Origin of the sequence: Silvibacterium bohemicum (genome assembly GCF_001006305.1) — a bacterium.
Classification (GTDB): Bacteria; Acidobacteriota; Terriglobia; order Terriglobales; family Acidobacteriaceae; genus Silvibacterium; species Silvibacterium bohemicum.
In genome coordinates, this window is the sequence record NZ_LBHJ01000012.1 from 689130 (window position 1) to 701582 (window position 12453).

Sequence of the window (12453 nt, forward strand, 5' to 3'; positions counted from 1 at the left end):
TAGCAGGTGCGGATAGCCTCAGCGCGAGGAACCGGTTATTTGCCTGCCGTCTCATTCCAAAGGAAGCCCAGTTCGTCGGCCTGGTCTTCCACGAGCTGCGAGATCGAAACCCCCGAGCTGTGGCCTCCTTTGAGGGAGTAGTGCAGCAGAATGGGCCGATCGCTGCCGCTCGATGCCTGCATCAACGCTGCCATCTTGCGTGCGTGGAGAGGATCGACGCGGGTGTCGCTATCGCCGGTAAAGAACATGATGGCCGGATACTTCGTTCCTGCCTTCACGTTCTGGTAAGGCGAATATTTGACGAGATAAGGGAAGTCTTTCGCCTCTTCTGCGTTGCCGTACTCGGTGGTCCAGAGGCGTCCGAACTCGAACTTCTGGTAGCGAAGCATGTCGAGCAGAGGATAGCCGCACCAGATGGCTCCAAAGAGATCCGGACGCTGGGTCATGGCCGCGCCCATGAGCAGGCCGCCATTGGAGCGGCCGCGAATGGCAAAATGGTCCGGCGACGTGTATTGATTCTTGATGAGGTATTCGGCGGCTGCAAACCAGTCGTCGAATACGTTCTGCTTCTGCTCGAACATGGCTGCCTTGTGCCACGGCTCCCCGTATTCGTTGCCCCCGCGCAGGTTGGGCAGCGCGAAGAAGCCGCCCTGCTCCATCCACCAGGCATATTCGGCGTCCCACTCGGGAGTTTCCGGAACATCGAAACCGCCGTATCCGGTCGTCAGCAGGCGTGCCTTGCCGTCGCGAGCCAGGCCCTTCTTGCCTGCGATGAACATGGGCACGCGAGTCCCATCTTTCGAGGTGTAGAAGACCTGCGTGACCTCGAACCTGGAAGAGTCGAAAGGCACGTTGGGAGCGGCGAATACGTCAGTGTGGCCGGTCTTCGTGTCATAGCGGTAGATGGTGGGCGGAGTGATGAAGGACTCGAAGATGTAAAAGCCCTCGGTCTGCGTGGTGCGTCCAAAGACCACAGTGCCCGAACCAACTCCAGGATAGGTGAGCTCGCCGGTCTTCGCGCCGTCGAGGTTATAGATGGCAGTCTCCGTCTTGACGTCATGAAGCCGCGTGACGAACAGCTTGCCGCCGACGATGCTGAAGCTATCGATCACGTCTTTGCCATTGGGGATGAGGGTCTTCCACTGCGCAGGCTGATCGCCGGGCGCGACCTCCGCGATACGGCCGTTGGACGCCTGATAGTCGGTCATCAGAAAGAAGCGGTCGTTGGCTTCTTCCATGCTGGTGTGGGCGTCGACGCCGTAGACCAGTGGAGCCAGCTCACTCCCGGACTTGCGCAAATCTTTGATCAGGACATCGTCGCGCGTCGCAGGCACGCCGTGTGCAATGGTGATCACCAGGTAATGGCGGTCGTCAGTGAGGTGAACGGTGATCAGTGCCAGCTCGCCGAGTTTTTCCCCGCGATACTCGCCGCCAAAGATCTTCTCGTCCTTTGCCGCGTCCTCGCCGATTTTGTGCAGCCAGACGGTGGTTCCCGAGTGCTCGAAGCGTGCGTAGTAGAGGCCCTTTTCGTCAGCGCTGAGACTGACTCCGAAGTAGCGGGCGGAAGGCAGCACATCGGCCAGCTCTTTGTGCGAGCTTACGTCGAGGAAGTGAATCGACTCTTCGTCGGCTCCGCCCTGGCGGACTCCATAGACCAGCAAATGGCCGTCATCGGAGATGGCGTTGATGCTGACGGAAGTGTTCCCGTCGGCGCTGAGCTTGGTGGTGTCGATGAGGCGCTGGTCCTGGCCTTTCCAGCCGTCACGCACATAAATAGAAGATTGGTTTTCGTCAGCGAGCCGTTTCTCGAAGAAGTATTTTCCGCTCCGTACTGTGGGCGCGGAATAATCATCGATGCGCTCCAGCTGGGTGAGGCGCTGGACGATCCCGGGACGGCTCGAAATCTGCGAAAGATACTGATGTGTGTATTTATTCTCTTCTGTAATCCAGGCGCGGGTTGCCGGACTCTTGGCATCCTCGAGCCAGCGATAGTTATCGACGATCCTCGTGCCGTTGTAGTCGTCGGTGACGGGCTGCACGGTTGCTACCGGCGGTGGTGGCAGAGTAATCCCATTGGCGCCATGGATTGTCTGCGTCTGCTGGGCTGAAACTCCGATGGTCGCCAGAAAGGCGATGCTGAGAACAATGGCGCATTGCTTCCGGGGCGAAATGCGTACGGCTCCGCTGCGTGTCTTGGGCATGGCGGAAGTGTAATGGCTTCCTGCGGGATTCAGGAAACGAAAGAAGCGCCGAAGCGCAAATGAGTTTGGCAAAGCGAACGCAGGGAATGCCGAGAATATAATCTGTCACCAGTCTGGAAAGCCCGGCGGGTAAAATCGACGCTAGAGCAACATGTCGACAACTCCCATTACTCCGCGGTGGCAGCGAGCCCTGGCCATTCTTCGCCCTTCGCACCGCCACACGGCTTTTACCGCAACCCTGCTGCTCATGGGATCGGCGATGGCCTCACGCGTCATCGGGCTGGTGAAGACCAAGTACATCGCTTACCTGTTAGGCAAGACGGCTGCAGCGGATGCCTTCAACGCCGCGTTCATGCTGCCTGACATGATCGCGTATTTCCTGGTAGGCGGCGCAGCCTCGATCACCTTCGTCACCATGCTGACCCGGTATCGCGACGCGGGGCGCGAGGCTGAGGGCGAGCGCTCGATGTCGGTCATCCTGACCACCATGACGCTGGTGTTGGGGCTGGCGATTGTGGCGGCTGAATTCCTGGCTCCGCTTTATGTTCGGCTGATGCTCGATGGCTTCGAGAGCGATCCGGCGAAAGCCGCCCTGTGCGCGCATCTCACGCGCATTCTGCTGCCCGCGCAGCTGTTCTTTCTTGCTGGCGGAGTATTTGCTGCGGTGCTGCTGGTGCGGAAGCAGTTCGGGGTGCAGGCAATAACTCCGCTGGTCTATAACTGCGGCATCATCTTTGGCGGCGTGCTGCTCTACCGCCATCTCGGCTCTTCGGGGCTGGCGGTGGGCGCGGTTGCAGGGGCATTCCTTGGCCCTTTCCTGTTGAACGCGATATGGGCGCATCGCGTGGGCATGCGCTATCGGCCTATTCTGGATTGGTCGGATCGCGGGCTGCACGAGTGGGTGCGAATGTCGATCCCGCTCATGCTGGGCGTGTCGCTGGTGTCCGCCGATAGCTGGATCATCAGCAAGTTCGCTTCGCACACGGGAGGCGCGGTTTCGCTGCTGACCTATGCCAAGCAGCTGTTCACGGCTCCGGTAGCTCTCGGTCAAGCGGCCGGTGCGGCATCGTTGCCGTTTTTGGCTTCGTTGTACGGCAAGGGGCGATCCGAAGGAAATGGCGCTCCGTTTGCACGAGCAGTGAATGCTTCGGTCTCGCGGATACTAGCGTTTTCGATTCTGTTGAGCGCGTTCATGATTGCCATGGCGCTCCCCATGGTCGACGTTCTCCTGCGCGGTGGCGCCTTTCATCGCGCTGACTCAGGAACGATGGCCGTTTACTTCGGAATCTTCTCTCTCTCGCTCTGCCTGTGGTCAGCGCAGGCTATCTACGCGCGGGCATTTTATGCGGCAGGCAACACGCTTACCCCCATGATTGCGGGAACGATCGTGACGGTGGTTTCGCTGCCCGTGTATTGGGTGTTTTATCGCTCCACCGGCCCGGCCGGACTCGCGATCGCCTCCGATATCGGCATTCTGATCCAGACAATCACGCTCGCCGTGCTGCTTCACAGAAATCGCATGGTGCCGATGAGCGGCCTGGAATACATGGAGCTTCTGCGCTCTCTCTTCGCTGGCATCGTCGGCTACGCTGGGCTGATGGCGTTGCAGCATTTTCTACCCCACTCGCCGGGGCGACTGTTTGAGCTGGGCGTGCTTGTGCTCGCAACGTTCGTCTGGATTGGGATTTCGGCGCTGGCGCTGGAGATCACGGGATCGGCATTACCCGATCAGCTGTTATCGCGATTCCGCAAAACCAGGCCGGACGCAGCAGCGTAAGCGACGCTGTTGTCTCTCACCCTGTGCCGTTGTGGCAACGGGTTGGTTACATATCCGGCGAACGCTGCCGGGTGCGCGGGATCGCTTACATGCGAATCCGATCCTTCATCCTCTCGAGGCTCTTCGAGAGAGAGCTTGCCGTCCGCGTGGAAGTAGAGAATCTTCGCTCTGGCCTGCGCCAGGGTCTACGATTCATACTTGCGCCCGACATCGGTGCCGTTCTCGAACATGTAGGCTTCGGAGCCGCTGCCCGTTCCTGGGCAACAGCACAAAGGACGAGAGAAGAACCGAACATGAGTACGAACGGCAAAAAGATTCTGCGGCGATCTTGTAAGCCAACTTAGCCTCGAAAGAGAGTCTTGCATCCCTAAAGCGCAATGAGAGTTACTGCTTCTTTTTAGCGTAATAGTCTTGCAGCACAGAAAATGCCTGCTTCTTCACGCCCTTGTTAGAAACCAATCCCTTGCGATTGTAGCCATCCTGAATATCCGGCAGCTGCCGCGTCGGCGAACGGAAATCCATCACTACCCACGGGATAATCCCTTGCAGGAACGGCATATCCTTGAACATCTCGAACTGTTTCTTATAGATCTCGGCCTGATACTCCTCGGTGAAGCGCTGCGTTACCGGTCCATGCAGCCCAGCCTTCGCGCCCCCGCCGAATTCACTGATCACCACCGGCTTGTGCATCGGATCTTCCCACTTATACTCGGGCGTAGCATCCGGCTTGTCCATGTACCACCCGATGTATTCGTTGTATCCCAGCACGTCCAGATCGGCTCCGAGAGGATCGTCGAGAACAGCGGTCTTGCCGTGGAAGGAAGTCAGCAGAGCCGAGGTGATGAGACGCGACGAGTCTTCCTCACGAGCTTGCGCGATCAGCTTCCGGATGAAAGCGGTGCGATCCGCGCTGACGGGCGTTTCATTCGACATGGACCAGAGAATGACCGAAGCCTTGTCGTGATCGCGCTGGATCATCTCATGCAACTGCTGCTTCGCCACATCGAGCGTATGCGGATTTGTCCAGTCGATCGACCAGTACACCGGAATCTCCGACCACACCAGCAGGCCCATCTTGTCGGCAAGCCGGGTCATGTGTTCGTCGTGCGGATAATGCGCCAGGCGCACGAAATTGCAATTCAACTCTTTGGCCCAGCTCAGCAGCGTCTTCGCGTCTTCTTCCGACCAGGCGCGGCCGCCGCGGACGGGAGCCTCGGCATGAATATTAATGCCACGCAGGAAGACCGGCTTCCCATTGAGAAGAATCTCGTCGCCTTTTACCTCGATGGTGCGAAAACCCACATCATCTTGCAGGCGGTCGGAGCCAGCCGTGTACTCGACCTTATAAAGCCGCGGATGCTCCGGCGACCAGGCTTCGAGACTGCTGGGATGAAAGGCAAACTTCGCCAACCCCGCTTCGTCGGTTACAGCACTCTGATCGACACTCAGCTCTGGAATGTGGACAGCGACCTTTGCTCCGGCCGCAGCGCCAGTCACATGCACCGAGCCTTCGATCTCACCTGCCGGCGTGAGATGCAGCCAGGCATCGTCGATGAAAGTCTCCGGCACCTCGACGATGGAGACACTCCGCGTCAGCCCGCCGTAGTTGTACCAATCGGTCTTGAGCGTCGGCACTCTCTCCTTTTCGCGACGGTCATCGACGGCGATCACGACAAAGTTCGCTCCATCTTTTACCGCGCTCGAGATCTCGCAATCGAAAGGAGTGAATCCCCCCTCGTGTCCGCAAACCAGAACATCGTTCACGAAAACATGAGACGAGTAATTCGCAGCGCCGATGTGCAGAAAAGCGCGCGTGTGCGGTTTCGGATGATAAGTAAAGTCGCGCTGATACCAGAGCAGTCCTTCGTAATAGAAGAGATCCTCACGCTGCGTGTTCCAATCGCCCGGCACCTGCAGCACCGGCGATTTGGCAAAGTCGTACTCCAGCAGCGCCTCGCCGGGCGTGTAATGCAGGTTCGCCGCATATCCACGCGGACCCGGCTCATCCGTGTTCGATCCCCATCCACCCTTGTAAGGGTCGACGATGGAATGCCACGGCCCATCGAGACTCACGGACGGCCGGTGATCGACATCGGCCAATGAGGTGGAGTGCGGTTCGGCAGCGGCGAGAAGCGTGGAGAACAACAGAGCGAGAAAAACAGCAGCTTTGCGCATGCCCAACATACTAGAACATCTGTTGGATCACTTAGCCCTTCAAAGCCACACGCCGTCGGATTTTCGCAATCGACGGGAAGGGGACGGCAAAGAGGTAGCGCGGGTGCCCCATCGTTCACAGCATTCTCGTGAAGGGTGGGAGACCACAAAACTGCGCTCCCGCGGTACTCATCCTGAACGAAGGCTCACAGCGACGTCACTTACCCGACAGGGTACGAAAAGCGAAGAAGCCCGTTACTTCTTCCCCGCCCGCATCTGCTCCCGAAAGCGGTTGGCGCGGTCGAATTCGTCACGAAGCTCGGGAGTGCGCAGATTCTCGCGCAAATGCGTGAGCCGCTGCTCCAGCGCCAGCAGTGAAGCGGCGACGGCTTCAGTATTGGTATGGGCTACATCGCGCCACATGGAGTAGGGACTCGCGCCCAGGCGCGTCATCTCGCGCAAGGCGCGGCCGCCGATGGCCAGAATCTCATCTTTGTCGGGAAATTCGTCTTCGAGCAATGCGCTCAAAGCGGTCGAAAGATACTGCGGGAGATGGCTGACCCATGCGCACAACACGTCGTGCCGCTCCGGTTCGAGATCGAGCACCCTGCATCCAAATTTAGCCGGCCACGCCCGCCACTCGTCGGCAATCGCGCGAGAGGCCTTGTGCATCGACCGCGACTCCGGCGTCTCGGTAAAGAGCCATGCCGCGCCGTCGAACAATGCGGCCTCGGCATTTGCCGCACCGCTCACCTCTTTGCCGGCCATTGGATGCCCGGCCAGAAAACCAGCCGTGTGGACCAGGTTATAGCTGTCCCGCGCGTGCTGGCAGAGCGCGTTCTTCACCGATCCCACGTCCGTGACCAGCTGTCCCGACTGCAGCACCGGAGCCAGCCTGTCCAGCCATTCCAGAATGGTGAAGACCGGTCCGCTGAGCAGGACTACCTGGCTGCTGCGAGCGGCAAGAACGGCTCCGTCGATTGTCGATGGAGATGCGGAATCGATCGCGCCCAGGCGCTCCGCATCTGCCAACTCTGCGGGATTCGGATCCCAGCCTGTAATTTGTCCGGAGAAACCATGTGCGCGCAGCGCCAGCCCGGCCGAGGCTCCAATGAGCCCCGTTCCAAGGATGACGATGCGCTCGATGGGCATCGGTCAGCCGACGGAGACCGTGGCTGGCTGTGATTGCGGAGTTGCCGTCGCTATCGTCCGGCCGACTGCGGGAGCAATGATGCGCAGCTCGTCCATCAGCTTCGAGAACTGCTGCGGAAAGAGCGATTGTGCGCCGTCGGAGACCGCCTTATCCGGATTGGGATGCACTTCGATGAGCAAGCCATCTGCGCCTGCGGCCACTGAGGCCCGCGCCATCGCCGGGACCATATCGCGCCGTCCAGTGCCGTGCGATGGATCGCCGAGAATCGGCAGATGCGAGAGATGCTTGATGACCGGGATAGCGGAAATATCCATGGTGTTGCGCGTGTACGTCTCGTAGGTGCGGATGCCGCGCTCGCAGAGCATTACATCGTAGTTGCCGCCGGAGAGAACGTACTCTGCGGAAAGCAGCAGCTCCTCGATCGTCGCCGCAATGCCGCGCTTGAGCAGCACCGGCTTGCGCACCAGGCCGACTTCGCGCAACAGGTTGAAGTTCTGCATGTTGCGCGCGCCCAGTTGGAAGCAGTCGACATAAGGCAGCATCACTTCGATCTGCGAAATCTCCATCACTTCACTGATGATCAGCAGGCCCGTCGTATCGCCCACCTCACGCAGCAGCTTCAGTCCGTCCAGCCCCATGCCTTGAAACGAATACGGCGAGCTGCGCGGCTTGAACGCGCCTCCGCGCAGAAACTTTGCGCCTGCGGCCTTTACCTGCGAAGCCGCGGTAAAAATCTGTTCACGGCTCTCCACTGAGCACGGCCCGGCCATGACCACAACCTCATCGCCGCCGACCTTTACGCCGTTCGGAAACGTGACGACGGTTCCTTCGGGACGGAAGCTGCGTCCCGCTAATTTATAAGGTGAAGAGATGCGTACGACTTCCGCCACTCCGGCGAAGAGCTCGAAATCCTTATGATCGAACTGCCCCGGCGTTCCCACGCCTGCCAGAATGGTCTGCACCGTACCCGTGGTGCGATGCACGTTGAATCCGATTTCGACCATCCGCGCTACAACGCTCTGGATCTGCTCATCGGTGGCATTGGTTTGCATTGCAACTATCATGGTTACAATTCCTGTCCTGCGCGGTCTCCGCGCCTGTTACTCCTTCACTCCGGTGGCGGGTGCGGCCTTTTGCGAGGCCAGCTCCTCCCGCTGGAGCGCGCGCATCACGTCGATGATGCGTTCGTAGATATGTACCAGCTCAATGTCCGGAAGCGGTCCCCGGTTGGCTGCGCGTACATTCTCGAAGATCACGCGCTCTCGATTCGGTTCGTAGACGGGCAGGGCGGTGGAACGCTTGAGCTTGCCGATGGCCTGGGCCGCGGACGCACGCTCACTTAACAAATCCACAATCTGCCGGTCGAGCACATCGATCTTTTTACGCCAGTCTTCGATATCCATGCCATCCCCCTCATGCAGCACCCATAACGGCGCTTGCGATCTCTCTGCTCTCTACGAACTCTAGGAATTAACGGGCCTGCAGTACCGGCGTACGCAGACCCCGAATAAATCGCGCGATCGAGCTCGGAGCTTCTTCCGGAGTGGACTCTTCGATCAGCTGCACGATGGCGCTGCCGATCACTGCAGCGTCGGCAAATTCGCCCACTGCCGCAAAGTGCTCGGCGTTGGAGACGCCAAAGCCCACGGCAATCGGAAGCGGCGTATAACGGCGCAGCCGGTCCACGAGCTGCTTTGCATCGCTTGCCAGCGTGGTCCGTATGCCTGTAATTCCAAGCCGGGAGATAGCGTAGACGAACCCCTTCGACACTGCGCCAATCCGCTCCAGCCGGGCATCGGGGCTGGTGGGAGCGGCGAGGAAGATCGGCGCCAGGTGGTGGCGCTCCAGCAGAGCGAGATATTCGCCTGCCTCTTCCACGATCAGGTCCGTCACCAATACGCCGTCCACGCCCGCGGCTTCCGCCTCGGCGCAAAAACGCTCCAGGCCGAATCGCAGGACCGGATTGTAGTAGGAAAAGATGACCAGTCCGGCGTCGGGGCGCTCTTTGCGTAGCTCCGCAGCCAGCCCCAGCACATCGACCAGCCGGGTCGCAGGCTTGGAAGGCCCGTTCAGCAAAGCTCGTTCGCTGGCGCGTTGAATCACCGGACCATCGGCCAGGGGATCGCTGAAAGGAACGCCCAGCTCGATCACGTCGGCGCCGGCATCGATGGCGGCTAAGGCGATCTGGTGTGTGGTCTTTAGGTCGGGATCACCAGCAGTGAGGTAGGCCACCAAGCCCGGCTTGCCGGCAAATCGAATTGGCATCGAACGACTTATGCTCCCTTAAGATTCAGTTCGCGCGAAAGAATACCCATATCCTTGTCGCCGCGGCCAGAAAGGTTGACTACCAGTATGTCATGCCGGGACAGCGTCGGAGCGAGGCGGAGGCATTCCGCCACCGCGTGCGCGCTCTCCAGTGCCGGCAAAATGCCTTCAGTCCGCGCCAGGCGAACCGTTGCGTCCAGTGCCGCCTGGTCGCTCGCCGATATATATTCTGCGCGCCCTGAATCGTGCAGTGCAGCATGCTCGGGTCCGACGGAGGCATAGTCCAGGCCGGCCGAAACCGAATGCGTCAGCGAAACCTGTCCGTTCTCATCCTGAAGGACGTAGGAATACGTGCCTTGCAGAACGCCCGGCGTACCGCCGCTAAAGCGGGCAGCATGGTCGCCCAGGCCCGTGCCGCGGCCGCCGGCCTCGACTCCGATGAGGCGCACCGAGGCATCCGGAATAAACTCATAGAATGCGCCGATCGCGTTCGAGCCGCCGCCCACGCAGGCGATAATCGCGCTGGGCAACCGGCCTTCCTTTTCCAGAATCTGCGCCCGCGCCTCCTGGCTGATCACGCGTTGGAAATCCCTCACCATGGCCGGATAGGGATGCGCGCCCAGAACGCTGCCGAGAAGGTAATGCGTGGTGCGGACATTCGTCACCCAGTCGCGCATGGCTTCGTTGATAGCATCCTTCAGCGTCTTCGATCCCGAGCTGACGCCGCGCACCTCTGCGCCCAGCAGCCGCATGCGGTAGACGTTCAGCTCCTGCCGCCGCATGTCCTCTTCGCCCATGTAGACCACGCACTCCATGCCCAGCAGCGCGCAGACGGTCGCAGTGGCCACGCCGTGTTGGCCCGCGCCGGTCTCCGCGATAATGCGGCGCTTGCCCATGCGCTGCGCCAGCAGGCCCTGGCCAATGCAGTTGTTGATCTTGTGCGCGCCGGTGTGCAGCAGGTCTTCGCGCTTAAGATAAATCTTCGCCCCGCCCAGCGACTCGGTCAGGCGCGCTGCAAAGTAGAGCGGCGTTGGACGGCCCGCATAATCGCGCAGCAGCGAATCCAGCCGCGCATGAAACTCCGGATCGGCCTGTGCCTCGGCATAGGCATGGTCCAGCTCGTCGAGAGCGGCAACCAGCGTCTCAGGCACATAGCGTCCACCGTAGGCGCCGAAGCGTCCAGAAACGGTCTTTGCAGCAATCTCGGTAACGGTGCTCACAGCGAAATCCTCGAGTCCCTAAATTCTCTAAACCCTAAAATCAACTTCTTATTCCCAGCGAACGAAGTAAAGCTCTGGAATGCTTTTCCACCAAAGTCTCGGATGCCCCACGTCTCGAATTTGAGACGTGGGTTCACTACAGGAAACTAAACTTCAACCGGCGACTCCATCTTCGCCCGGTGCGCCGCAATTCGCGCGTTCTCTATGAAGGCTCTCACCTTCGCCGGATCTTTCTTTCCCGGAGATATCTCGACGCCGGTGGCCACATCCACGCCCCACGGACGCATCGTGGCAATCGCCTCGCCCACGTTCTCGGGATTCAACCCTCCGGCAACGATCAACCGCAGTCCCGATGCCGACTCCGCAACCCGCCGGCTCGCCGCCTTCCAGTCATAGCTCTGTCCCGTACCACCCAGCAGCGTCGCCGTGCGTGAATCGATTAGCACGCCATCGGTCGCGGAGTTCTCTTGCGCGGCGCGCAGCTGCGCCTCCAGCCCCTGTCGATAATGAATGACCTGCAAAATCCGCAGGTCATTACGAAAATGCGAACGTAGCCGTGCGGCTAACTCTGTATCGCCTGCCGAGTGCAGCTGCACGCCAGTGAGGCCGCCATACTCGATTGAGTGAACCAGCTCATCGAACCTCGCGTCGCCGAAGACTCCGACTTTCTCAAGCTTCTTCGGCAGTCGGGCGGTAATCGCCGCGACTTGATCTGCGGTTACACGCCGCGCACTCTCGGCAAACACGAAACCGACGGCATCCGCTCCGGCATCCGCAGCCAGGAGGGCATCGTCCAGATTCGTGTTGGCGCAGATCTTCACCCACATGCGTTACACCCGCTCCGCGACGGCTTCCAGCGCCTTTGCGCCTGCTACTAAATTCTTCAGAGCCTCGCCCGGATCGGCATGCCGCATCAGCGACTCCCCAATCAGGAAGGCATCGAAGCCGGCATTGCGCAACTGTGCCAGATGTTCGGAGGTATGGATTCCACTCTCCGCGACACGCACCACGCCCGCGGGCAGTCGATCGACCAACGACAGGGATGTCTCCAGGCGGACTTCGAAGGTCTTGAGATCGCGATTGTTGATGCCGTAAGCATCGCAGCCCAGACCGGTCGCCCGATCCAGCTCTTCCGCCGTGTGAACCTCGCAGAGAACGTCGAGTTCATAGCAATGAGCGGCTTTGGTGAAGGAAACCAGCTCTTCGTCGCTGAGAGCCGCGACAATCAGCAGGATTGCATCCGCATTATGAGCGCGGGCTTCGACGATCTGGTACTCATCGACGATGAAATCTTTGCGCAGGCAGGGAAGGCCAGTTACATCGGAGGCAACTTCGAGATTATGAAGGCTTCCTTGAAAGAAGGGCTCATCCGTTAGCACCGAGAGCGCTGCGGCTCCGCCGCTTTGCAGGGATTGCGCAAGTACGCGGGGATCGAACTCCGGCCGGATCAGCCCTTTTGAGGGTGAAGCCTTCTTCAATTCCGCCAGGATGGCGGGCCCTGACTCCGACGCGACGCGAAGAGAACGCGCAAACCCTCTGGGCGTGTGCTCTGCCGCTCGTCGATCCAATACATTCGCAGCTACGTGATGTTTGCGTTCGGCTACGGTAGCGCGAGTCTTATCGAGAATGCGATCCAGATGCACAGCGACTCCTAAGTGACTATCGTAGTCACTAGTATAGTCG

At 59.9% G+C, this 12453-nt stretch carries 10 protein-coding genes; 1 reads left to right on the forward strand and 9 read right to left on the reverse strand.

Going from position 1 to position 12453, the window contains the following annotated elements; translation table 11 throughout:
• Window positions 1–35: 35 nt before the first annotated feature.
• On the reverse strand, window positions 36–2201 hold the full coding sequence (locus tag XX99_RS19130) for a prolyl oligopeptidase family serine peptidase (RefSeq protein WP_050060962.1): 2166 nt from the start codon (window positions 2199–2201) through the stop codon (window positions 36–38).
• Between the two features lie 151 nt (window positions 2202–2352).
• Here XX99_RS19130 and murJ point away from each other — a divergent pair, with 151 nt between their 5' ends.
• Window positions 2353–3978, forward strand: coding sequence for a murein biosynthesis integral membrane protein MurJ (gene murJ, locus XX99_RS19135; protein WP_050060963.1), 1626 nt, complete (start codon window positions 2353–2355; stop codon window positions 3976–3978).
• A gap of 384 nt (window positions 3979–4362) precedes the next feature.
• Here the strand turns inward: murJ and XX99_RS19140 are convergent, their stop codons facing one another.
• The 8 genes from XX99_RS19140 to trpC all read right to left on the reverse strand — a co-directional run bounded on the left by XX99_RS19140 (window position 4363) and on the right by trpC (window position 12413).
• The gene (locus XX99_RS19140; protein WP_050061169.1) at window positions 4363–6153 is read right to left on the reverse strand and encodes a glycoside hydrolase family 2 protein; all 1791 of its coding nucleotides are present in this window, start codon (window positions 6151–6153) and stop codon (window positions 4363–4365) included.
• 234 nt (window positions 6154–6387) lie between these two features.
• Window positions 6388–7284 (reverse strand): prephenate dehydrogenase, encoded by an 897-nt coding sequence (locus tag XX99_RS19145; protein WP_050060964.1) that lies wholly within the window; start codon window positions 7282–7284, stop codon window positions 6388–6390.
• Window positions 7285–7287: 3 nt separating this feature from the next.
• A complete protein-coding gene (gene aroF, locus XX99_RS19150) occupies window positions 7288–8349 on the reverse strand; it encodes a 3-deoxy-7-phosphoheptulonate synthase (protein ID WP_050060965.1) in 1062 nt (353 codons plus the stop codon).
• Between the two features lie 36 nt (window positions 8350–8385).
• Window positions 8386–8688 carry a chorismate mutase gene (locus XX99_RS19155; RefSeq protein WP_050060966.1) on the reverse strand — a complete coding sequence of 101 codons (303 nt, stop codon included), beginning with the start codon at window positions 8686–8688 and terminating at the stop codon, window positions 8386–8388.
• A 67-nt stretch (window positions 8689–8755) separates the two neighbouring features.
• The gene (trpA, locus tag XX99_RS19160) at window positions 8756–9550 is read right to left on the reverse strand and encodes a tryptophan synthase subunit alpha (protein WP_050060967.1); all 795 of its coding nucleotides are present in this window, start codon (window positions 9548–9550) and stop codon (window positions 8756–8758) included.
• A gap of 8 nt (window positions 9551–9558) precedes the next feature.
• Window positions 9559–10770 carry a tryptophan synthase subunit beta gene (gene trpB / locus XX99_RS19165; protein ID WP_050060968.1) on the reverse strand — a complete coding sequence of 404 codons (1212 nt, stop codon included), beginning with the start codon at window positions 10768–10770 and terminating at the stop codon, window positions 9559–9561.
• Between the two features lie 146 nt (window positions 10771–10916).
• Window positions 10917–11597, reverse strand: a complete 681-nt coding sequence (locus tag XX99_RS19170) for a phosphoribosylanthranilate isomerase (RefSeq protein ID WP_050060969.1) — start codon at window positions 11595–11597, stop codon at window positions 10917–10919.
• Between the two features lie 3 nt (window positions 11598–11600).
• Entirely contained in the window at window positions 11601–12413 is an 813-nt protein-coding gene (trpC, locus tag XX99_RS19175; RefSeq protein WP_050060970.1) for an indole-3-glycerol phosphate synthase TrpC, read from the reverse strand.
• Between the last annotated feature and the right edge of the window lie 40 nt (window positions 12414–12453).

Excerpts from the sequence above, each read along its gene's own strand:
- XX99_RS19170 (WP_050060969.1), bottom strand. The coding sequence starts at position 11,597 with ATGTGGGTGAAGATCTGCGCCAACACGAATCTGGACGATGCCCTCCTG.
- XX99_RS19145 (WP_050060964.1), bottom strand. The coding sequence starts at position 7,284 with ATGCCCATCGAGCGCATCGTCATCCTTGGAACGGGGCTCATTGGAGCC.
- aroF (WP_050060965.1), bottom strand. The coding sequence starts at position 8,349 with ATGATAGTTGCAATGCAAACCAATGCCACCGATGAGCAGATCCAGAGC.
- XX99_RS19140 (WP_050061169.1), bottom strand. The coding sequence starts at position 6,153 with ATGCGCAAAGCTGCTGTTTTTCTCGCTCTGTTGTTCTCCACGCTTCTC.
- murJ (WP_050060963.1), top strand. The coding sequence starts at position 2,353 with ATGTCGACAACTCCCATTACTCCGCGGTGGCAGCGAGCCCTGGCCATT.
- trpA (WP_050060967.1), bottom strand. The coding sequence starts at position 9,550 with ATGCCAATTCGATTTGCCGGCAAGCCGGGCTTGGTGGCCTACCTCACT.
- XX99_RS19155 (WP_050060966.1), bottom strand. The coding sequence starts at position 8,688 with ATGGATATCGAAGACTGGCGTAAAAAGATCGATGTGCTCGACCGGCAG.
- XX99_RS19130 (WP_050060962.1), bottom strand. The coding sequence starts at position 2,201 with ATGCCCAAGACACGCAGCGGAGCCGTACGCATTTCGCCCCGGAAGCAA.